Below are 20,099 nucleotides of genomic sequence, written 5' to 3'. Positions count from 1 at the left end.
GGTCGGCTTCGTACGGTCGCCGACAACCCAAGAGACCCCGTTCCCCTCGCATGGAGGAAATCCCCTTGATCCGCAACCGACGCTGGGCATCGATGCTCGCCCTGCTGCTTCCCTTCGCACTCTTCGCTGCTGCATGCGGCGATGACGACGACACCGCTACCGCCACAGACGACACGGCGGCTGACGGCGACGCCGCCGACACCGACACCGACACCGACACCGATGAAGGTGGTGACCTGTCCGGGACGATCGTGGTGAGCGGTTCGTCCACGGTGGAGCCGATCTCCATCGCCGTGGCCGAGCGCTTCGCCGAAGCGAACCCGGGCGTGGACATCTCCGTCGACGGCCCCGGTACCGGCGACGGCTTCGAGCTGTTCTGCCAGGGCGAGACCGACATCAACGACGCCTCGTCCAAGGTCAAGGACGAGCAGATCGCCCAGTGCGAGGAGAACGGCGTCGAGTTCGTCGAGCTCCAGATCGGCAACGACGGCATCGCGATGATGACCAACACGGCCAACGACGCCGTGAGCTGCCTCACCCTGGCCGACATCTACGCCCTCGTCGGCCCCGAGTCCCAGGGCTTCGGCAACTGGAGCGACGCCCAGGACCTGGCCACCGAGCTCGGCTCGGACACCGAGATGCCCGACGCCCCCCTCGACGTCACCGGCCCCGGTGAGGAGTCCGGCACCTACGCCTCCTTCGTGGAGCTGGTGATCGAGGAGTTCAACGAGGACCGCGACCAGAACGCGGAGACTCGCCCGGACTACCAGGCCTCGGCCGATGACAACGTCATCATCCAGGGCATCCAGGGCTCCGACACCAGCTTCGGCTGGGTCGGCTTCGCCTTCGCCCGTGAGGCCGAGGGCGTGAAGGTCCTCGAGGTCGACGGTGGCGACGGCTGCATCGCCCCCACCGACGAGACCATCGCCGACAACTCCTACCCGGTGTCCCGGCCGCTGTTCATCTACGTGAACCCGGCCAAGGCCGAGGAGAACCCCGCGCTGACCGCGTTCGTGGACTTCTATCTGAACGACGCCATCGACTCGGTCTCCGAGGTCGGCTACGTCGACCTGGCCGACGACACGCTGTCCAGCACCGTCGAGCGCTGGGACGCCCGCACCACCGGCGCCGCCTGACCCGCCAGGCACACCCCTTCACCTCACAGGGGCGGATCGGCCGGCCCGGAATCTCCCCCTCCGGGCCGGCCAGTTCGCACCCACGACCGCCGCACGCTCCACCCCCGACAGGCGCCCCATGACCTCCCTGGCGAGCAACCCGACGAGCTACTCGCTCGAGGACTTCCACGGCTCCCGCTCCCGGATGCGCAAGGAGCGGATCGTGCGAGCGGTCCTGTTCACGGCCGCATCCACCTCCATCGTGATCTCGGTCGCCATCGTGGCGTCGCTGATCGGCGAGGCCTGGACCTTCGTCAGCCAGGTCGAGCTCGCCGCCCTCTGGACCGACGGGTGGTTCCCGCGGCGCGGCATGTACGACGTCAAGACCCTCGTCAGCGGCAGCCTCATCGTCACCGTCATCGCGATGGCGGTGGCCGGCCCGCTCGGCCTCGGCGCCGCCGTCTACCTCTCCGAGTACGCACCAGCCACCGTCCGCAAGGTGGTCAAGCCGGCGCTCGAGATCCTGGCCGGCATCCCGTCGGTGGTGCTGGGCTTCTTCGCCCTGACCTTCCTGTCCCCGGTGATCGTCCAGCGACTGAACGACGAGGCGACCCAGTTCAACATCGCGGCGGCCGGCATCGGCGTCGGCATCCTCACGATCCCGCTGGTCGCGTCGATCTCCGAGGACGCGATGCGCTCGGTGCCGATGGCGCTGCGCGAGGCCTCCTACGGGCTCGGTGCCCGGAAGATCACCACGACGATCCGGGTCGTGATCCCGGCCGCGGTGTCGGGTCTGGTCGCGGCGTTCATCGTGGCGGTGTCCCGGGCGATCGGGGAGACCATGGTCGTGTTCATCGCGGCCGGCGCCACCGGCGGGTCCCTGTTCAGCACCGACATCTTCAGGCCGGGTCAGACGATGACTGCGGCGATGGCGTCCCAGGCAGCCGGCACCGACCAGGTGCGCGGCGCCGGGCTCACCTTCCAGAGCCTGTTCTTCGTCGGGATGCTGCTCTTCCTCGTCACGCTCGTCCTCAACGTGCTCGCCAGCCGGTTCGTCCGCCGCGTGCGCCAGGCCTACTAGGAGCCGACGATGGCACTCACGACCCCAGCGAGCCTCGGAGGCGGCATCGCCGCCGAGCAGGTCCGGCGCCAGCTCACCGGCAACCGGAGCGACGTCTCCGGCAAGGCGTTCCAGGCGATCCTGATCGCCGCGCTGGCCACCTCCATCGTGATCCTCGGCGTCCTGGTCTACGACGTGGCCCAGACCGGCAGCGGCACGCTCACCGGGCGGCTCGGCGACTTCCTCCAGGGGAGCCTGCGCTCGCAGGCCGAGGCCTCCGGGATCCTGCAGGGGCTGCGGGGCACCTTCTTCATCGGCGTGTTCACCGTCGTGGTGGCCTTCCCCGTCGGCATCGCCTCGGCGATCTACCTCGAGGAGTACGCGCGATCGACCCGGCTCACCCGGTTCATCGACGTGAGCATCCGCAACCTGGCCGGGGTGCCCTCGGTGGTCTACGGCATCCTCGGCCTGGCCATCTTCGTCAAGGCGCTCGGGAGCTTCACCGGCCCCGACGCCCAGGGTCGCTCGGTCATCTCCGCCGGCCTCACGCTGGCGATCCTGGTGCTGCCCATCGTGATCATCACCAGCGCCGAGGCCCTGCGCGCCGTGCCCGCCGAGCTGCGGGAGGCCGCCTACGGGGTGGGCGCCACCACGTGGGAGGTCACCAAGCACCACGTGATCCCCTACGCCGCCCCCGGGATCCTCACCGGCACGGTCCTGGCCCTCGCCCGAGCGCTCGGCGAGGCCGCGCCGCTCATCCTCGTCGGCGCGGTGACGGGCTTCCTCTCCGGTGGGACCGGCATGTCGCTCGACAGCCTCGACGAGCGCTTCACGGCGATGCCGATCGTGATCACCACCTGGGCCGGCCGGCCCGGGGCCGACTGGGAGCAGGCCACCGCCGCGGCCATCGTCGTGCTGCTCGCCGTGGTCCTGCTCGCCAACGCCATCGCCATCCTCCTGCGCAACCGCTACGAGAAGAAGAGGGGCTGACATGCCCGACAACCTGACCCGAGAGGTCCGCCTCATGGCCGAGAACGGATCCCCCGTGCCCCGGACGGAGCCAGCGCCGCCCGGGGTCCCGCAGCAGGCGGTGTTCGACGTCTCCGGCGTGGCCGTGTACTACGGGGACTTCCGCGCCGTGCGCGACGTCTCCCTGGACGTGCGCCAGCACGAGATCACGGCGTTCATCGGTCCGTCGGGGTGTGGGAAGTCGACGATGCTGCGGTGCTTCAACCGGATGAACGATCTGATCGACACGGCTCGGGTGGAGGGTGACATCAGCTACCACGGGGTCGACCTGTACGACCCCGCGGTGAACCCGGTGGAGGTGCGTCGTCGGATCGGGATGGTGTTCCAGAAGCCGAACCCGTTCCCGAAGTCGATCTACGACAACGTGGCCTACGGTCCGAAGGTGGCGGGTGCCAAGGGCAACCTCGATGACGTCGTGGAAGAGGCGCTGCAGGGTGCGGCGCTGTGGGACGAGGTGAAGGACCGGCTGAAGGAGTCGGGGATGAGCCTGTCGGGTGGCCAGCAGCAGCGGCTCTGCATCGCGCGGGCGATCGCGACGGATCCGGAGGTGCTGTTGATGGATGAGCCGTGCTCGGCGCTGGACCCGATCGCCACCGGACGCATCGAGGACCTCATGGTGGAGATCAAGGAGCGCTACACGATCATCATCGTGACCCACAACATGCAGCAGGCGGCTCGGGTGTCGGACCGGACGGCGTTCTTCACGACCGAGGTGAACGAGGAGAGCGACCGCCGCACCGGCCTGCTCGTCGAGTACGCCGACACCGACAAGATCTTCACCACACCGGATGACGAACGCACCGAGAACTACGTGACGGGTCGCTTCGGCTGATGCACCCAGCGCACGAGCCACTGGGCACGGGGGACGGGCAAGGGGGTCGACGGTTGCGCAAGTCCTTCCACGACGAGCTGGACCAGCTGCGGCTGCAGGTCGAGCTCATGGGCGTCAAGGTGGACCACAACCTGGAGCGCACCCGTCGCGTGCTGCTCGATGGCGACCCCGGCGCCGCCGCCGCAGCCGTCGCGTGCGACGACGAGATCGACGCGATGAACGTGAGCCTCACGGAGCGCTGCTACGACCTGCTCGCCCGGGAGAACCCGGTGGCCTCCGACCTCCGCTTCGTCGTGTCCGTGCTGCGGATCCTGTCCGAGCTGGAGCGGATCGGCGACCTCGCCCTGCGCGTCGTGAAGCTGAACCCCGAGCGTGGGCTTTGGGCCGGGCACCGAGCGACGTTCGACATCCTCGTGTCGATGGACGACACGGCCGTGGCGGCGTACCGGGACGCGCTGCGGGCCTGGTCGGCCCAGGACCTCCACCTCGCCACCGACCTCGCCACCCGGGTCCAGGCGATGGACATGCACTACGAGCACCTGATGGCCGAGCTGCTCCGGCTGGTCGGTCCCGATGCCGTGCGGATCGCCACGTCCACGCTCATCGCCGGCCGTTCCCTGGAGCGCATCGCCGACCACTCCGCCATCATCGGTGCCCGCCTGCGCTACATGCTCACCGGAGACCCCGACCACCTCACGGCGGAGGTCCGCTGATGTCCGTCGACCAGCCGACCGCTCCGGTGCTGCGGAAGGCCCACGCCCCCGTGCACCACCCGACCGTGCTGGTGGTGGAGGACGAGGAGTCCTTCATCGAGGCGCTCACCATCGGCCTGGCGCGGGAGGGCTTCCGGGTGCAGGTCGCCCGGGACGGCGCTGCCGCCCTCGCCATGTTCGACGCGATCCAGCCCGACGTGCTGCTCCTGGACGTGCTCCTGCCCAAGGTGTCGGGGATCGACGTGTGCCGGGAGCTGCGGAAGCGGTCCCGCGTGCCCATCATCATGGTCACGGCGAAGGGGTCGGAGATCGATGCCGTCGTGGGCCTCGAGGTCGGCGCCGATGACTACGTCACCAAGCCGTACCGCATCCGTGAGCTGATCGCCCGCATGCGCGCCGTCATGCGACGCCAGGTCGGCACCGACCACGCGCTCCCCGCCGAGGCCGTGCAGGTCGCCGACGTCGCGCTCGATCCGGAGCGGCACGAGGTCCGCATCCGGGGCGAGCTGACCCCGATGCCGCTGAAGGAGTTCGAGCTGCTCCACGTGCTCCTCGCCAACGTCGACCGCGTCATGACTCGTGGCGATCTCATCGACCTCGTGTGGGGCTTCGACTACGTCGGCGACACCAAGACCCTCGACGTGCACGTGAAGCGACTGCGGGCCAAGGTCGAGATGGATCCCGCCAACCCCCAGCGCATCGTGACCATCCGGGGGCTGGGCTACAAGTACGCCACGTCGAGCGCCTGACCCGTCGCCGCGACTTCCGTCGCCGTTCACGAGCAGCACACCCCGGGGCCACGGCCGGGAAACCGGCGCCTCCTACCTTCGCCGCATGCCCCAAGGCCCAGAGCTCCTCATCGTCCTGTTCGTCATCATCCTGCTGTTCGGCGGGGCGAAGCTCCCCAAGCTCGCCCGTTCGCTGGGACGGGCCCAGACCGAGTTCAAGCAGGGTCTCAGCGAGGGCACGGCGACGAGGACCGACGACACCGACCCGGCGCCGTCGGCCTGACCGTCGGCGGAGCGTCCTCGTGTTCAACGTGGGAGGCCTCGAGCTCCTGGCGATCGCCCTCGTCGCCCTCGTCGTGCTCGGTCCGGACAAGCTGCCGGCCGCCCTCCGCCAGGCGGGCTCGGCGCTCGGACAGCTGCGGCGCATGTCCGACGCCTTCCGCATCGATGTGACCGCCGCGCTCACCGACGACGCGGCCGAGCGACCCGGCGCCGACCTGCGGGTCGACTGAGCAGCCATGGTCGCGGTTCGCAGGAGATCGGGCGGTGGACGCCGGACCACGGAGGCGCCCGGGCCGGCAGACCTGTCGGTGCTCGACCACCTGTCCGAGCTGCGGGACCGGATCATCAAGTCGGCAGCGGCCGTCACCGTGGGTGCCGTGGTCTGCTGGTTCCTCTACCCGTGGATCTTCGATGTCCTGGTCGACCCCTACTGCAGCCTGCAGGGTGCCGCGGTCGACGATTGCCGGCTCCTGCAGACCGAGCCCCTGGAGGCGTTCTCCATCCGCCTCAAGATCGCCGGCTACGGGGGCGTCGCGCTCGCCATGCCGGTCCTGCTGTGGCAGGTCTGGCGGTTCGTCGTCCCCGGGCTCCACGCGAACGAGAAGCGGTGGGCGTACCCGTTCGTGGGATCGGCGCTCGTGCTGTTCGTGCTCGGCGCCACCCTGGCGTTCCACACCCTCACCCCCGCGCTCGAGTTCCTCACCGAGGTCGGCGGCGAGGGCCTGCAGCAGCAGTTTCGCCCCGCCCCCTACTTCGAGCTCATCACCTACATGATGCTGGCCTTCGGTGTCGGCTTCGAGTTCCCCATCGTCCTCGTCTTCCTCCAGCTGGCAGGCGTCATCACCGCCTCGAGCCTGCGGAGCGCCCGGCGCTACGCCGTGGTCGGGATCGTCGTCGTCGTCGCCGTCATCACCCCATCGGGTGACCCCTACACGCTCGGCATCCTCTCGATCCCGATGTACCTCTTCTACGAGATCTCGATCCTCATCGGAACGCTCCTGACCCGCCGATCCGATGAGCGGTGATCGCCGGGCACCGTCAGGCCGCTCACGCGAACCGCACGACTGGCCACCCCCGTGCCTTCGCCACCCGGCGCAGCGGACGGTCCGGGTTGACCGCCACCGGCTCGCGGCAGGCCTCGAGCACCGGGAGGTCCGAGGTGGAGTCGGCATATGCGGTGGCCGCATCCAAGGAGCCGGGTCCGAGGTCGTGCTCCAGCCGCTGCACCTTGCCGATGCCGTAGCAGAACGGGCCATCGAGACCGCCCGTGTAGCGGCTCCCGTCGACCTCGGCGCGGGTGCCCACGGCCCGTTGCGCACCGAGGCGGGACGCGATGGCCTCGACCAGCTCCTGGGGGCTCGCGGACAGGATCACGATGAAGTCGCCGGCCTCCTGGTGGCGACGCAGCAGCATCCGTGCGCCGGGCAGCACCTGGCGGCTGAGCGCACGACCGACCTCGTCGGTCAGCGCTCGCAGCTGCGCGACGTCGGCGCCGGCGATGTGGCGGAGCGCGATGGTGCGGATGCGGTCGACGTCGTCATCGGTGGCCCCGCGGCGCCGGAACACCTGGTCCATCGCCAGCCCCGAGAGCAGCTGCTGACCGGAGACCATGCGGCGTCTGGCCATCACGCGGGCCAGCGCCACAAGGCTCGACCCGGCCAGCAACGTGCGATCCAGGTCGAACACGGCAGGCCGACCGACCACCTCGGGCAGCGCCTCGGCCTCGCGTGCAGCGTGCTCCGATGCGGTCATGGTCGTAGGACACCATCCCGACCTCTCCGCGACGGATACCACGGGGGCACGGGGCATGAACGATGCGTGAAGTCGCCGCCCGCCTGCCGGGGGAGGGGACGGCATCCCCCGGCCGATGCGACGGGCCGACGCGAGGTGTCGCGGAGGTGACGGGACACCTCATGGCGCCTGAACGCTCGGTGGACCGAGCCCGAACGACGTCCCCGGGGTGCAGATCGGCACGAGGGGGGATGCCAGCGTGGAGGAGGCGCTGACCCCCGTTCCCGACTCGATCAAGCAGACCGTGCACGAAGACCACCCAGGCCGCTGGCGGCGCTTCATCCGATGGTTCACCCGATCGAGACGCCGGCCCGACCATGCCGCAGCGCCGACCGGGGTCGGTTCCACGGTCGAGGACGCCGCCGGGCTCGATCTCCGGCAACGTCCGGAGCGCTTCTTCAACCGCGAGCTGTCGTGGCTCGAGTTCAACGCGCGCGTGCTCGCCCTCGCCACCGACGACCAGGTGCCGCTGCTGGAGCGGGCCAAGTTCCTGGCGATCTTCTCGTCCAACCTCGATGAGTTCTTCCAGGTGCGGGTCGCCGGCCTGAAGGACCAGCTGTTCGCCGGTGTGCGCCGGCCATCCCACGACGGGCGCGCACCCGCCGAGCAGCTGGCGGCGATCCGCGACGTCGTGCTCGACCTGTGCCGCGACCACCAGCAGGTCTTCACCGGCGTGGTCGTCGCGCAGCTCGAGCGGGAGGGCATCCGGCTCACGCACCTGGCGCGGCTCCCGGAGCCCGAACGGGAGGCGATCGACCGGGTCTTCGACGAGCACGTGTTCCCGGTGCTCACGCCGTTGGCGGTGGACCCGGGGCACCCCTTCCCCTACATCTCCAACCTGTCGCTCAACCTGGCGGTCCTGGTGGCCGACCCCGAGACCGGTGAGCGGCGGTTCGCCCGGGTGAAGGTTCCCTCGAACCTCGACCGCTTCCTCCGGGTGCCGGGCACCGCCTCCCTCGTCCCGCTCGAGGAGCTCATCGCCGATCGCCTCGACCGGCTGTTCCCCAGCATGGATGTCCTCGAGTGGTCGCTGTTCCGGGTCACCCGCAACGCCGACCTCACCGTCGAGGACAACGAGGCCGACGACCTGCTCGAAGCGGTGGAGATGGAGCTGCGACGGCGACGGTTCGGTCGTGCCGTGCGGGTCGAGATCGGCGCCGACATGAGCGACGCGCTGCGCGACGTGCTCGTGCGAGAGCTGGACCTGGCTCCGGAAGACGTCTACGTCGTGCAGGGACTCCTGGACCTGACATCGCTCTGGTCGATCCACGCCTTGGAACGACCAGACCTGAAGGACAAGCACTGGGCCGGCACCACCCCATGGCACGCCGCCGGCGACGGCGTCCCTGCCGACTTCTTCGCTGAGATCCGACGTGGCGACATCCTCGTCCACCACCCGTACTCGAGCTTCCACAACACGGTGGAGGCGTTCCTCCGACAGGCCTCCAAGGACCCTGGCGTGGTGGCCATCAAGATGACGCTGTACCGGACCTCCGGTGACAGTTCGATCATCCGGTCCCTGGTGCGGGCCGCGGAGTCGGGCAAGCAGGTGGCGGTGCTGGTCGAGCTGAAGGCCCGCTTCGACGAGGCCCGCAACATCGAGTGGGCCAAGGCGCTCGAGGAGGTCGGCGTCCACGTCGTCTACGGGATCGTCGGCCTCAAGACCCACACCAAGACGCTGCTCGTGGTGCGCGAGGAGCGCGACGGTCTCCGCCGCTACTGCCACATCGGGACGGGCAACTACAACCCGAAGACGGCGACGATCTACGAGGACCTCGGCCTCTTCACCACCGACCCCGCCATCGGCACCGACCTGTCCCAGCTGTTCAACTACCTCACCGGGTTCAGCAGCGCCGTGGACTACGAGAAGCTCGTCGTCGCCCCGGATCACCTCCGCCGACGGTTCGAGGGGCTGATCGCCGGCGAGGCCCAGCACGGCAGCGGTGGGCGCATCGTGGCGAAGATGAACAGCCTCTCCGATCCGGCGATGATCGACGCGCTCTACGCCGCCGCGGCCGCTGGCGTGGAGGTCGACCTCATCGTGCGGGGCATCTGCTGCCTCCGGCCAGGGGTGCCGGGGCTGTCCGAGAACATCCGCGTGCGGTCCATCGTCGGCCGCTACCTCGAGCACAGCCGCATCTACCGCTTCGCGAACGGCGCCGGGACGGGGCGACCGCTGCACCTCATCGGCTCCGCCGACCTCATGACCCGCAACATCAACCGCCGGGTGGAGGCGCTCACGCCGGTCGAGGCGCCCGAGCTCCAGGAGCGGCTCGACGAGATCCTCGACGTCAACCTCGCTGACGACCAGCTGGCCTGGTCCCTGGACGGCGACGGCCGCTGGCGGCGCGAGCTGGGTGAAGCAGAGGGCGGCGTCCACACCCACGTTGCGCTCCAGCAGGCGGCGCTGAACCGCATCCGTCACCTCGCGCACGAACGCTGATGGTGCGGTGACGTCAGGTGTCGCTGGGATCGTGAACGATCAGCACGCTCATCGGAGCATGCGCGGCGACCCGGGCCGAGACGCTGCCCCGGAGGAACCGCTGCACCCTGCCGAGGCCTCGGCTGCCGACCACGACGAGGGTGGCGCCCTCGCGCTCGGAGACGTCGATGATCGCCGCGGCGGGATCATCGGCGACGATGTGTCCCTCGCAGCGCGTGCCGCGGCCCCGGAGGCGCTCCAGCGCAGGGTGTTGCCGTTCCTTCTCTGCGGCAGCTGGGTCGTAGGTGTACCGGAACTCCTCCGGTAGCTCCTTCACCTGCTGCATGAGCCGGGTGGTCGACTCGGGGTGGAACGCAGTCACCACGTGCACCGTCCCGTCCGGCGCGACCTGATCGGCTGCGACCTCGACCGCCCGATCGGCGTCGCTGGAGCCGTCGTACCCGACGACGACCGTGTCGTAACTCATCGCACCCGCTCCTCTCGGTGGCGTCATCGCCGATGACCCTCATGCCGAGCATCCGTGATCACCAGGGTCGGCGGAAGGGGCGAAGGTCACTCCACCGAATGCTGATCTGCCGGCCAACCCGGCTGCGGGAAGGGGCCGGAGCCGGTTCACCGAAGGTTCACCTGCTCGTGATCTCGTTCACGAAGGGCTGGTGGCCGTGGCAGGCGAAGTGTGGGTGAGCATCAGCCCGCCACCTGCTCCTGGAGCCGCTCATCATGGGACAGCTCGATCGTCGTCGCTTCCTCGCCCTCGGACTCGCCGCCACCGGTACGGCCGCATCGTTCGGCCCCGGCTTCTGGCACCGGGCCTACGCGGCCGATGCCGTACCCGGCGACGGGCCCTACGGCTCGATCGCCGGCCGATCGCCGGACGAGAACGGGATCATCCTCCCCGATGGCTTCACCTCGAGGGTCGTGGCCCGGGCGGGTGAGGTCCTCCCGGGCGAATCCGGCTACGCCTGGCACTCCGACCCCGACGGCGGCGCGGTGTTCCCCACCGGTGACGATGGCGGCTGGATCTACGTCTCGAACCAGGAGGAGCGCTTCGACCTGACCGGCGGAGGCGTGGGGGCGATCCGCTTCGACGCCGACGGCGAGGTCATCGATGCATACCGGATCTTGGATGGGACCTACACGAACTGCGCCGGCGGCCCGACCCCGTGGGGGACCTGGCTGTCCTGCGAGGAGCACCCGACCGGGCTCGTGTGGGAGTGCGACCCGTTCGGGGTCGACGAGGCGGTGGCCCGCCCGGCCATGGGAGCGTTCTTCCACGAGGCCGCGTTCGTCGACGATCGGCCGGACCAGCAGTGCGTCTACCTGACGGAGGACGCCAACTCCGACGGCCGGTTCTACCGCTTCACTCCGACGACCTACCCCGACCTGTCGGCCGGGGTGCTGGAGGCGGCAGTCGCCTCGGAAGCCGACGGCACCGGGACGATCAGCTGGGTCGAGGTCGACCCGGTCCTCACCGCCCCGGACGCCGCCGCGAAGGGAGCCCACTCCTATGTCGGTGCCGAGGGCATCTGGATCGACACCGGCCTGGTGTACTTCACCACCAAGGGCGACAACACGGTCTGGGTGTACGACCCGATCAGCTCGACGATGGACATCGTGTACCGAGCCGCCGACTTCCCCGGCGGTGCGGACGCGGCGCCGCTGACCGGCGTCGACAACATCGTGTTCAACGAGGCCGGTGAGCTGTACGTCGCCGAGGACGGCGGCAACATGGAGCTGGTGCTGATCACCCCCGACCGGGTGGTCGCGCCGTTCCTGCGCATCGTGGGCCAGGACGGATCGGAGATCGCCGGGCCGGCCTTCGACCCCAGCGGCACCCGCCTCTACTTCTCCTCGATGCGGGGCACCTCCGGTGACTTCTCGGCCGATGGCATCACCTACGAGATCACCGGTCCGTTCAACACGACTCGCGCGGCTCCGTCCACGACCACCACCACGGCCCCGGCCGCACCCACGACGACCCTCGCCGGACTGGGTGCTGAGGAGCCGGAGCCCAGCCCGGGCGCCGTGGCGACCCTGCCGGCGACCGGGGGCGGAGGAGCGTCAGGCGCCACCCTGGTCCTGCTCGGCGCGGCCGCGGCGAGCGTGGCCGCACGCCGGCGCCTCGCTGTCGAGGACCGGACGGGCGCCGACGCCGAAGGATCGGCCCGCTCCTGAGCTCAACCGACGACTGTCGAATCTTCAGCGGTCGTTCACCGCATCGGCGTGCGCTCGTCGTCCGCCGGCGACGTGTGGATGGTCCGCTGTCCCCATGCAGGGAACGGAGGTGCCGACCGCTCGGGAGGCGATGCACTGGGCGTTCCGACCCACCCCGGTCGACCTTGGCTCGGTGACCGTCGAGGTCCACGGGACGCCGGCGATGGAGGCGCTGTGGCGGCTGGCGGATGCCATCGAACCGCACACCTCGGCGGGTGCGACGGTGATCCTGGACCTCGACGGCCTCGTGCTCACGTCCTCGAGGATGATGCGCGGCTTCATCGCACACCTGAACGCACGCGGGATGGCATCGAACACGGTGCTGCGCTGCAGCCGCTCGACCGGCCGCAAGCTGCTCCGTCGCTGGGCCGGCACCTCGATGCCGATCGTGGGGAGCGACGCGAGCGGACGGTGAAGGTGGAGTGGGTGGAGCGGGTGACGGGAATCGAACCCGCGTTCTCAGCTTGGGAAGCTGACGTTCTGCCATTGAACTACACCCGCAGGACGGCGCCGGGGCCCCGTCTGAGGCCGCCCATCCTAGGCACGGCGGGCGCGGCCGGGTCATCCTGACGGCACCGAATGGGCGGTTCGGGGCATCCCCACCACGGTCGATCGCCTGGCATACCGTTGGGGCGTGGAACAGCGCCGAGAGGGCACCGTCACCGCCCGAGTCGGGCGGGGCGACATCGAGATCGACCTGGCGGCGGACTCCGCCATGCGCGAGGCCGTGGCCGAGCTCACCCGGGGCGACGTCAACCAGCGCCTCGAGGCCGCGCAACGACTCCGCCACGCCGCTGAGGCCCTCGTCGCCGAGCTGGTGGCCGAGGCCCGCAAGAAGGGCGCCACCTGGTCCGACATCGGCGACACCCTCGGCGTCTCCACCCAGGCCGCGCACCAGAAGTACCGCTGGGTCGCGGCCCGCTCCCGCCAGTCCTGACCCTGGACGGCGGCCACCTAACCTGCCCGCCGTGATCCTCTCCGACCACACGATCCGCGAAGAGCTGGCCAACGGTCGCATCGTCATCGACCCGCTGGACGAGTCCTTCATCCAGCCGTCGTCGGTCGACCTCACCCTCGACCCCCGGTTCCTCGTGTTCCGCAACCACACCCGCGGGATGATCGACGTGAAGGAGGACGCGAGCGACCTGACCGAGATGATCACGGTCGAGGACGACCAGCCCTTCGTCCTCCACCCCGGCGAGTTCGTGCTCGGCGCCACCCTCGAGCGCATCGGCGTTCCGGACGATCTCGTCGCCCGCCTCGACGGCAAGTCCAGCCTCGGCCGGCTCGGTCTGCTGATCCACTCCACCGCCGGCTTCATCGACCCGGGCTTCTACGGCCAGATCACCCTCGAGCTGTCGAACGTGCACAACCTGCCGATCACGCTCTACCCGAAGATGAAGATCGGCCAGGTCAGCTTCCTGCGCATGACCACCGCCGCCGACGTCCCCTACGGCACCGGCGCCCTGAAGTCGAAGTACCACGGCCAGGACGGCCCCACGCCCAGCCAGTACTGGAAGAACTTCGAGCAGTAGCTCAGCGCGACGAGGCGAGCTGCTCGTCGATCGCGGCCAGAAGGTCCCGGGCGTGCACCGGACGCTCCAGGTGCGCGTCGGCACCCGAGGCGAGGAGCACGCCGCGGTTGCCGGGCCCCTCGACGACGACCACCCGGCACGAGGACACCCGGTCGTCGTCGTGGCTGCGCACCAGGTCGAGCAGCTGCAGGGCCGAACCGAGCCCGGCGCGGGGCAGGTCGACGATGATGCAGCGGGGGAGCGTGCTCGACGACGTCTCCAGCGCCGGCGTCACCTCGCTGGCCTTCACGGACCGCAGCCCGTGGCGGACGACGAGCCGGGACATGATCTCCACCGCTCCCGGTTCGTCGCCGACGATGAGGACGACCGGTGGCTGGCGCCGATCGATCGTCCCCACGCTCAATCAGTCATGGTGAGGGGCGAGGTCGCGTCGCGAGCCTCGCCGGCCTCGATCGCCTCGAGGACGTGCATCGAGATGTCGGCCACCTTGATGCCGTCGTCCTCGGTGCTCGCCGCCTTCACACCGTCGTCCATCATCACGTAGCAGAACGGGCAGGCGGTGGCGATGCGGTCGGCGCCAGTGGCCACGAGCTCGCGGGAGCGCTCGTCGTTGACCTTGGTGCCGATGGACTCCTCCATCCACATGCGGGCGCCGCCGGCGCCGCAGCACATTCCCTTGGTGCCGTTGCGGGGGGCCTCGACGATCTCGACGCCGCCGAGGGAGCCGATGACCTTGCGGGGCGACATGTAGATGTCGTTGTGGCGACCCAGGTAGCAGGAGTCGTGGTACACGATGCGCTCGTCGAGGCGGGCCCGGCTCATGTCGAGCTTGCCCTCGGCGATGAGGTTCTCCAGCAGCTGGGTGTGGTGGATGACCTCGTAGTGGCCGTCGAGCTGCGGGTACTCGTTGCCGAGCGTGTTGAAGCAGTGCGGGCACTGGGTGACGATCTTCTTGACGCCCATGGTGTTGAGCGTCTCGATGTTCTGCATCGCCAGCATCTGGTAGATGTACTCGTTCCCCGAGCGGCGGGCCGGGTCGCCGGTGCACATCTCGTTGGCGCCGAGGATGGCGAAGTCGAGCCCGGCGCGGCGCATGAGCTTGGCCATCGCCTCGGAGACCTTCTGGTTCTTGTCGTCGAAGGACCCGGCGCAGCCGACCCAGTACAGGTACTCGTGGTCGAAGACGTCGCCGGGCTCGACGATGTCGATGCCCTCGACCTTCTTGGACCAGTCGCCGCGGGTGGCGTTCGACATGCCCCAGGGGTTCCCCTGGTTCTCCATGTTCATGTAGGCGCCGCCGAGCTCGGTCGGGAAGTTCGACTCCATGAGCGACAGGTAGCGGCGCATGTCGAGGATCTTGTCCATGATCTCGATGTTCACCGGGCAGATCTCGTCGCAGGCCTTGCAGGTGGTGCAGGCCCACACCTCCTCGGGCGTGATGCGCTCGAAGAAGGAGTTGGCCGACACGGTGATGTCGGGGACGGTGCCGAGGGGCGGGCTCACCTGCGGTGTGCCGGTGGCGGCCATGACCTCGCCGGACTTGAGCACGATCTCGCGGGGGTCCAGTGGCTTGCCGGTGGCGTGGGCGGGGCAGACGCTGGTGCAGCGGCCGCACATGGTGCAGGCGTCGAGGTCGACGAGCTGCTTCCAGGTGAAGTCCTCGACCGTGGAGGCGCCGAAGCTCTCGAGCTCGGTCTCCATCAGGTTCGGCATGGCCTTCATCGCGCCCTTGGGGCGCTCCCGATCTCGCAGGTACATGTTGATCGGGCTCGTGAACATGTGGCGCAGCATCGTGACCGGGAGGATCACCAGGAACACGAGGAACGAGATGACGTGGAGGATCCACATCGCCTGGTGCCAACCGGCGACGGTGTCGAGGTTCTCGACCAACCCGGACAGCGGGTAGCCGACGAAGCTCCACTTCTCGAAGTCGGGGCGGCCGTCGACGGCGATGCGGAACATCTCGGCCAGGAAGCCGGTGACGCCGATGGCGAACAGCGTGCCGAGGATGACCGCGTACTCGGCCTTGGTCTTCATCCGGATGCGATAGGGGCGCTGGACGTAGCGACGCACGATGGCCCAGCCCACGCCGATGAGGAACAGCACGCCGGCGGCGTCGCCCACGAAGGCGTAGGCGCGGTAGACGTCGCCGTGGAGGAACTTGGCCTCGTCCGGCAGCTGGTGGTTGACCTCGAGCACCGTGGTGACGGCGAGCAGCACCAGGAACGGGAAGTACATCAGGCTGTGCATGACGCCGGCAGCGGGGTCGCGCAGCAGCGTCTGCATGTACACGCCGGCGCGGAAGTCCTTGAGGCGCTGACCGACGTTCTTCTTGGTGGTGCGACGGTTCTCCGGCGCACCCCGCTCCCAGTTCTTCATGCGCTGGCTGAAGGCCACGGCGCCGTAGAGCAGGGTGATCGGCACGATCATGTAGAACGCGGCCTTGATCGGCGACGGGATGTTCCCGAACACCTCGCGCGTGATCTCGGACTCGCCGTGGAACTGGAAGTACGTGGCGGCGATGCCGGAGACGACGGTGACCGCCGCGATCAGCACACCGAGCCCGAGGGCCAGCTGGTGGGGCTTGATCCGACGTGAGGACTCGACCGTGGGTTCCATAGCGGGAGGGAGGCTACTTGCGGTCACGCAGGGGTGGGAAAGCCCTCGCCGGGTCCTCCGGGTCGAGCACCCGGACCCCGATGCTGCGGGCCATCCGGGCGGCCAGCGCGACGGCCTGGGCGGGGCTGATGGTGGCGCCCGCCAGGGTGGCGACCGCGGTCACCGAGGTGAGATCTGCGCCGGTCAGATCGACCCGTTCGCACCGGGCCCGTTCGAGCAGCACGTCCTCGAGGCCGACGCCGGTGATGGTGAGGTCCTCCAGCTGCGCGGCGGTGGCGTCCAGGCCCTCGATGCGGCCGCCGTGGACGGCCACCCGCCGGATCCGAGCGAGGCGCCACGAGGCGAGGTCGAGCGCGCAGTCCTCGAACGTGACGTCCTCGAGGGTGGCTTCGGCCAGGTCGGCGCCGCTGAGCCGGCACCGCACCAGGTGGGTGCGCACGAGGCCGGTGATGCGACGACCGACCAGGTCCAGGCCGTCGAGCACGCTGTCGCCGGCCTCGATGCTGCACCCTTCGGGCACGTCGATCGCGCAGCCGCGCAGCCGGCTGCGGAGCAGGTCGAGCGTGCGGGCCTCGGGCAGCGACAGCACGAGGCCCTCGGCGTCGAGGCCGTCGATGTCGGGGTACAGCTCGTCGAGGTCGTCCAGGTCGACGGTGACCGCCGGTGCGTCGGGGAGGACGGGTTCGCGGGGCGGCGCCGCCCAGTCGTCCGCGGTGGTGGCCACCGTGGCGGGCTGGTTCAGCTCAGCCGTAGGCCTTGGCGTCGAGCTCCCGGATGCGGGCGGCGAGGGCCTTGAGCAGCTTGTGCGAGATGGACGGCACCTCGTCGAGCAGGCCGGCGAACTCCCCCGGGCCGAGCACGAGGGCCTCGACCGGGCCCTGAGCGATGACGGTCGCGGTGCGCGGGCCCTTGTCCAGCAGCCCGAGCTCCCCGAGGAACGCGCCGGGACCGAGCTCGGCCACCTTGCGCCCGTTGCGCTTGACGACGACGGTGCCCTCGGTGAGGACGAAGGCCTCCCGTGCCGACTGGTCCTGCTTCATCAGCTCGGTCCCGTCGGGAAACGACAGCTCGGTGGTCGCCTTGGCGATCATGCCCAGCTCCTTCTTGGAGCAGGCGGTGAACAGCGGCACCTGGGACAGGTGATCGGACGCGTTCTTCTTCGACATGGGCGGAGCATACGGAACCCCTGCGGATCGTGCCGGGAAGATGTGCCGGAGCGGTGACTTGTGGGAAACACGGGAGAAACGGAGCGTCCGTACCGTCCGGAAGCGATGAAGGACGTGACCATCGTCCGCTGGCCCGACGAGCGGACCCTCCGGGAGGAGCTGGCCAAGAGCGGCCGCGCCCGGCTCTTGATGGTCGACACCGAAGCGGCGCCGCCGATCGCCTCCGATCCGCTCGAGGACTGGGTCCGCACCCCCTGCGGTGAGCTGGACGTGCGTGCCCGGCTCGAGGGCCTGCGCCTCCGCCTCGAGCGGACGTTGGAGCTGGTGCCCGAGCTCGACACCGACGGCGTCATCCGCTTCGGTGACCGCTGGGCGCCGTTGCCCCCCGTCGAGGCCCGCCTCACGACCGTGCTCGTCCGGCGCTTCGGCGCCGTGGTCAGCCGCGACGAGCTCGTCGCCGCCGGGTGGCCCGGCGGCACGCCGGGCCGCAACGCCCTCGACGTCCACGTGCTCCGCCTGCGCCGACGCCTGGAACCCGTGCGCCTGGCGATCCGGACGGTCCGGTCGCGCGGCTACCTGCTCGAGCCGTCGGCGGCCGGCCACTGACCTGATCCACGAAACACGCCGGTCACACAGCGTTGCCAGCGGCGCAACGACCACGAGACCGACGTGCAACGGGCGGTCCTTACCGTCAGTTCCGGGTCAGATCGCTGTCAGCCAGACACGCCCCCATCACCCCCACCCAACGAATCGAAGGAGACAGCTGTGAAGCGCAAGTTGCTCATCGGAGCAGGACTGGTCGGAGCGGCACTGCTGCTGCTGGCCAACCCTGCTGCCGCCCAGGAGGCCGAGGAAGTCGCCGATCCGGCCACGCAGGTCGTGCTCGACAACATCTTCGTCTTCGTCTGCGGGATCCTGGTCTTCTTCATGCAGGCCGGCTTCGCGCTGGTCGAGGCGGGCCTCACCCGGGCCAAGAACGTCTCCAACATCATGATGAAGAACCTGATGGACATGTCCGCCGGCGTCCTCGCGTTCGCGCTCGTGGGCTACGGCATCGGGTTCGGCGGGAGCGAGCTGCTCGGCGGCTGGTTCGGCTTCGGGTTCGGCATCGCCGGCATCGAGGATCCGGCAGCCGCCCAGGTGCTCAACCTCTCTCCGGCCACGTTCTTCTTCTTCCAGGCCGCCTTCGCCGCCGCGGCCGCCACGATCGTGTCGGGCGCCATGGCGGAGCGCACGAAGTTCAAGAGCTACTTCATCTACAGCCTGGTCATCACCGCCGTGGTGTACCCGACGGTGCTGCGCTGGACGTGGGGTGGCGGCTGGCTGGCCCAGCTCGACATCCCGTTCTCGGACTTCGCCGGCTCCACCATCGTCCACGCCACGGGCGGCTGGGCCGCCCTCGCCGGCGCCCTCGTCCTCGGACCCCGCCTCGGCAAGTACGGCAAGGATGGCAAGGCCCGGGCGATCCCCGGCCACAACGTCCCCTACGTCGTGCTCGGCGCCATCATCCTCTTCATCGGCTGGTTCGGCTTCAACCCCGGCTCCGAGCTCGGCGCCGACAACCTGGTGCCGCAGCTCGCGGTCAAGACCCTCCTCGCTGCGTGTGCGGGTGCACTCGTCTCGATGATCGTGAACTGGCTGCGGGACGGGAAGCCGGACGTGACCATGGCCGCCAACGGCCTGCTCGCCGGCCTGGTCTCCATCACGGCCCCGGTCGGCGCGGTCGAGACCTGGGCCGCGATCCTGATCGGCGCCGTCGGCGGCTTCATCGCCGTGTTCTCCATCAGCTTCTTCGATCGGATGAAGGTGGACGACCCGGTCGGTGCGATCACGGTGCACGGCGTGGCCGGCACCTGGGGCACGCTCTCCATCGCCCTGTTCGCCAAGTACGACGACGCGTTCCTCGGACGTGAGGATGCCGGCCTCTTCTACGGTGGTGGGATCGACCAGCTCTCCACGCAGGCCCTGTTCGTCGGCGTGCACTTCGTCTTCGTCTTCGGCGCTGCGTTCCTGCTCTTCCAGGTGATCAAGGCCACGGTCGGCCTGCGGGTCACCGAGGAGGAGGAGCTCGCCGGCCTCGACGTCGAGGAGCACGGCCACGTGGGCTACGCCCCCGATTCCGGCGGGTCGAGCTCGCTCGGCACCAGCTCGTCCAACAAGCCCGTCTCAGTCTGAGCGAACCAAGGAGCAAACGTGTTGCATCTCGTGACCGCGGTGATCAAGCCGCACAAGCTCGACGACGTCAAGGAGGCCCTCAAGGGGGTCGGCGTCCAGGGCATGACCGTCTCCGAGGTCAAGGGGTTCGGCCGCCAGGGCGGCCACACCGAGACCTACCGAGGCGCTGAGTACACGATCGACTTCGTCCCCAAGGTGAAGATCGAGATCGTGTGCGGGACCGAGGACGCCGAGAAGGTCGCCGACGCCATCGCCTCGTCGGCCCAGACCGGCAAGATCGGTGACGGCAAGATCTGGATGACGGCGGTCGAACGCCTCGCCCGGATCCGCACCGGTGAGATGGGACCCGACGCCGTCTAGGAGTCGTCCCCACATCACCGCCCTTCGGCGGGCCTGC

At 69.5% G+C, this 20,099-nt stretch carries 22 protein-coding genes, 1 tRNA gene and 1 pseudogene; 17 read left to right on the top strand and 7 right to left on the bottom strand.

What is annotated here, in order from left to right; genetic code table 11:
- Positions 1–65: 65 nt before the first annotated feature.
- The 9 genes from RGQ06_RS06160 to tatC all read left to right on the top strand — a co-directional run bounded on the left by RGQ06_RS06160 (position 66) and on the right by tatC (position 6,784).
- On the top strand, positions 66–1,136 hold the full coding sequence (locus tag RGQ06_RS06160; RefSeq protein WP_432427446.1) for a substrate-binding domain-containing protein: 1,071 nt from the start codon (positions 66–68) through the stop codon (positions 1,134–1,136).
- A gap of 118 nt (positions 1,137–1,254) precedes the next feature.
- A complete protein-coding gene (pstC, locus tag RGQ06_RS06155; RefSeq protein ID WP_432427447.1) occupies positions 1,255–2,196 on the top strand; it encodes a phosphate ABC transporter permease subunit PstC in 942 nt (313 codons plus the stop codon).
- A 9-nt stretch (positions 2,197–2,205) separates the two neighbouring features.
- Positions 2,206–3,165, top strand: coding sequence for a phosphate ABC transporter permease PstA (gene pstA, locus RGQ06_RS06150; RefSeq protein ID WP_432427448.1), 960 nt, complete (start codon positions 2,206–2,208; stop codon positions 3,163–3,165).
- 34 nt (positions 3,166–3,199) lie between these two features.
- Complete coding sequence (gene pstB / locus RGQ06_RS06145) at positions 3,200–4,036, top strand: phosphate ABC transporter ATP-binding protein PstB (protein WP_432427718.1); 837 nt, start codon at positions 3,200–3,202, stop codon at positions 4,034–4,036.
- A gap of 53 nt (positions 4,037–4,089) precedes the next feature.
- Positions 4,090–4,749: a phosphate signaling complex protein PhoU gene (phoU, locus tag RGQ06_RS06140; RefSeq protein ID WP_432427449.1), complete on the top strand. Its 660-nt coding sequence runs from the start codon at positions 4,090–4,092 to the stop codon at positions 4,747–4,749.
- On the top strand, positions 4,749–5,498 hold the full coding sequence (locus RGQ06_RS06135) for a response regulator (protein WP_432427450.1): 750 nt from the start codon (positions 4,749–4,751) through the stop codon (positions 5,496–5,498). Before phoU ends, RGQ06_RS06135 begins: the two co-directional genes overlap by 1 nt.
- Positions 5,499–5,583: 85 nt before the next feature.
- Positions 5,584–5,760 (top strand): twin-arginine translocase TatA/TatE family subunit, encoded by a 177-nt coding sequence (locus tag RGQ06_RS06130; RefSeq protein WP_432427451.1) that lies wholly within the window; start codon positions 5,584–5,586, stop codon positions 5,758–5,760.
- Positions 5,761–5,779: 19 nt separating this feature from the next.
- On the top strand, positions 5,780–5,989 hold the full coding sequence (locus tag RGQ06_RS06125) for a Sec-independent protein translocase subunit TatA/TatB (protein WP_432427452.1): 210 nt from the start codon (positions 5,780–5,782) through the stop codon (positions 5,987–5,989).
- 6 nt (positions 5,990–5,995) lie between these two features.
- Positions 5,996–6,784 carry a twin-arginine translocase subunit TatC gene (tatC, locus tag RGQ06_RS06120; protein WP_432427453.1) on the top strand — a complete coding sequence of 263 codons (789 nt, stop codon included), beginning with the start codon at positions 5,996–5,998 and terminating at the stop codon, positions 6,782–6,784.
- A 22-nt stretch (positions 6,785–6,806) separates the two neighbouring features.
- On the opposite strand, the gene RGQ06_RS06115 is transcribed toward tatC, so the two are convergent.
- A complete protein-coding gene (locus tag RGQ06_RS06115; protein ID WP_432427454.1) occupies positions 6,807–7,511 on the bottom strand; it encodes an HAD family hydrolase in 705 nt (234 codons plus the stop codon).
- A gap of 238 nt (positions 7,512–7,749) precedes the next feature.
- Here RGQ06_RS06115 and ppk1 point away from each other — a divergent pair, with 238 nt between their 5' ends.
- Positions 7,750–9,993, top strand: coding sequence for a polyphosphate kinase 1 (gene ppk1, locus RGQ06_RS06110; RefSeq protein ID WP_432427455.1), 2,244 nt, complete (start codon positions 7,750–7,752; stop codon positions 9,991–9,993).
- A 13-nt stretch (positions 9,994–10,006) separates the two neighbouring features.
- Here ppk1 and RGQ06_RS06105 read toward each other — a convergent pair whose 3' ends face one another.
- Positions 10,007–10,459 carry a universal stress protein gene (locus tag RGQ06_RS06105; RefSeq protein ID WP_432427456.1) on the bottom strand — a complete coding sequence of 151 codons (453 nt, stop codon included), beginning with the start codon at positions 10,457–10,459 and terminating at the stop codon, positions 10,007–10,009.
- Between the two features lie 254 nt (positions 10,460–10,713).
- Between RGQ06_RS06105 and RGQ06_RS06100 the strand changes: the two are divergent.
- Together RGQ06_RS06100 and RGQ06_RS06095 are read left to right on the top strand one after the other, a co-directional pair.
- Positions 10,714–11,916 (top strand): annotated as a pseudogene (locus RGQ06_RS06100) (alkaline phosphatase PhoX); the annotation flags it as partial.
- A gap of 346 nt (positions 11,917–12,262) precedes the next feature.
- Positions 12,263–12,622: a hypothetical protein gene (locus tag RGQ06_RS06095; protein ID WP_432427457.1), complete on the top strand. Its 360-nt coding sequence runs from the start codon at positions 12,263–12,265 to the stop codon at positions 12,620–12,622.
- Positions 12,623–12,634: 12 nt separating this feature from the next.
- Here RGQ06_RS06095 and RGQ06_RS06090 read toward each other — a convergent pair.
- Positions 12,635–12,708, bottom strand: a tRNA-Gly gene (locus RGQ06_RS06090).
- A gap of 133 nt (positions 12,709–12,841) precedes the next feature.
- Between RGQ06_RS06090 and RGQ06_RS06085 the strand changes: the two genes are divergently transcribed.
- Positions 12,842–13,144, top strand: coding sequence for a hypothetical protein (locus tag RGQ06_RS06085; RefSeq protein WP_432427458.1), 303 nt, complete (start codon positions 12,842–12,844; stop codon positions 13,142–13,144).
- A gap of 31 nt (positions 13,145–13,175) precedes the next feature.
- On the top strand, positions 13,176–13,742 hold the full coding sequence (gene dcd, locus RGQ06_RS06080; RefSeq protein ID WP_432427459.1) for a dCTP deaminase: 567 nt from the start codon (positions 13,176–13,178) through the stop codon (positions 13,740–13,742).
- Between the two features lies 1 nt (position 13,743).
- Here the strand turns inward: dcd and RGQ06_RS06075 are convergent, their stop codons facing one another.
- Genes RGQ06_RS06075 through RGQ06_RS06060 form a run of 4 tightly spaced genes read right to left on the bottom strand, consistent with a single transcriptional unit; the run spans position 13,744 to position 17,527 of the window.
- Positions 13,744–14,145: a hypothetical protein gene (locus RGQ06_RS06075; protein ID WP_432427460.1), complete on the bottom strand. Its 402-nt coding sequence runs from the start codon at positions 14,143–14,145 to the stop codon at positions 13,744–13,746.
- Positions 14,142–16,361 carry a heterodisulfide reductase-related iron-sulfur binding cluster gene (locus tag RGQ06_RS06070; protein ID WP_432427461.1) on the bottom strand — a complete coding sequence of 740 codons (2,220 nt, stop codon included), beginning with the start codon at positions 16,359–16,361 and terminating at the stop codon, positions 14,142–14,144. The genes RGQ06_RS06075 and RGQ06_RS06070 overlap by 4 nt, the downstream gene beginning before the upstream one ends.
- A gap of 13 nt (positions 16,362–16,374) precedes the next feature.
- On the bottom strand, positions 16,375–17,085 hold the full coding sequence (locus RGQ06_RS06065; protein ID WP_432427462.1) for a pentapeptide repeat-containing protein: 711 nt from the start codon (positions 17,083–17,085) through the stop codon (positions 16,375–16,377).
- Positions 17,086–17,104: 19 nt separating this feature from the next.
- Positions 17,105–17,527: a Crp/Fnr family transcriptional regulator gene (locus tag RGQ06_RS06060; RefSeq protein ID WP_432427463.1), complete on the bottom strand. Its 423-nt coding sequence runs from the start codon at positions 17,525–17,527 to the stop codon at positions 17,105–17,107.
- A gap of 105 nt (positions 17,528–17,632) precedes the next feature.
- On the opposite strand from RGQ06_RS06060, the gene RGQ06_RS06055 reads away from it, so the two are divergent.
- From RGQ06_RS06055 to RGQ06_RS06045, 3 genes are all read left to right on the top strand, one after another.
- A complete protein-coding gene (locus RGQ06_RS06055; RefSeq protein ID WP_432427464.1) occupies positions 17,633–18,133 on the top strand; it encodes a winged helix-turn-helix domain-containing protein in 501 nt (166 codons plus the stop codon).
- 159 nt (positions 18,134–18,292) lie between these two features.
- Entirely contained in the window at positions 18,293–19,702 is a 1,410-nt protein-coding gene (locus RGQ06_RS06050) for an ammonium transporter (protein WP_432427465.1), read from the top strand.
- Between the two features lie 21 nt (positions 19,703–19,723).
- Positions 19,724–20,062, top strand: coding sequence for a P-II family nitrogen regulator (locus tag RGQ06_RS06045; protein WP_432427719.1), 339 nt, complete (start codon positions 19,724–19,726; stop codon positions 20,060–20,062).
- The last annotated feature ends 37 nt before the right edge of the window (positions 20,063–20,099 follow it).

Origin of the sequence: Salinilacustrithrix flava, assembly GCF_041228405.1 — a bacterium.
GTDB classification, from domain to species: domain Bacteria; phylum Actinomycetota; class Acidimicrobiia; order Acidimicrobiales; family Salinilacustritrichaceae; genus Salinilacustrithrix; species Salinilacustrithrix flava.
This window is presented reverse-complemented; position numbering and strand designations above follow the sequence as displayed.

Bases quoted from the DNA above. Each gene is read 5' to 3' on its own strand.
- pstA (WP_432427448.1), top strand. From the start codon at position 2,206: ATGGCACTCACGACCCCAGCGAGCCTCGGAGGCGGCATCGCCGCCGAG.
- RGQ06_RS06115 (WP_432427454.1), bottom strand. From the start codon at position 7,511: ATGACCGCATCGGAGCACGCTGCACGCGAGGCCGAGGCGCTGCCCGAG.
- pstC (WP_432427447.1), top strand. From the start codon at position 1,255: ATGACCTCCCTGGCGAGCAACCCGACGAGCTACTCGCTCGAGGACTTC.
- RGQ06_RS06055 (WP_432427464.1), top strand. From the start codon at position 17,633: ATGAAGGACGTGACCATCGTCCGCTGGCCCGACGAGCGGACCCTCCGG.
- RGQ06_RS06105 (WP_432427456.1), bottom strand. From the start codon at position 10,459: ATGAGTTACGACACGGTCGTCGTCGGGTACGACGGCTCCAGCGACGCC.
- RGQ06_RS06060 (WP_432427463.1), bottom strand. From the start codon at position 17,527: ATGTCGAAGAAGAACGCGTCCGATCACCTGTCCCAGGTGCCGCTGTTC.
- RGQ06_RS06135 (WP_432427450.1), top strand. From the start codon at position 4,749: ATGTCCGTCGACCAGCCGACCGCTCCGGTGCTGCGGAAGGCCCACGCC.
- pstB (WP_432427718.1), top strand. From the start codon at position 3,200: ATGGCCGAGAACGGATCCCCCGTGCCCCGGACGGAGCCAGCGCCGCCC.
- tatC (WP_432427453.1), top strand. From the start codon at position 5,996: ATGGTCGCGGTTCGCAGGAGATCGGGCGGTGGACGCCGGACCACGGAG.
- RGQ06_RS06095 (WP_432427457.1), top strand. From the start codon at position 12,263: ATGCAGGGAACGGAGGTGCCGACCGCTCGGGAGGCGATGCACTGGGCG.
- RGQ06_RS06070 (WP_432427461.1), bottom strand. From the start codon at position 16,361: ATGGAACCCACGGTCGAGTCCTCACGTCGGATCAAGCCCCACCAGCTG.
- RGQ06_RS06130 (WP_432427451.1), top strand. From the start codon at position 5,584: ATGCCCCAAGGCCCAGAGCTCCTCATCGTCCTGTTCGTCATCATCCTG.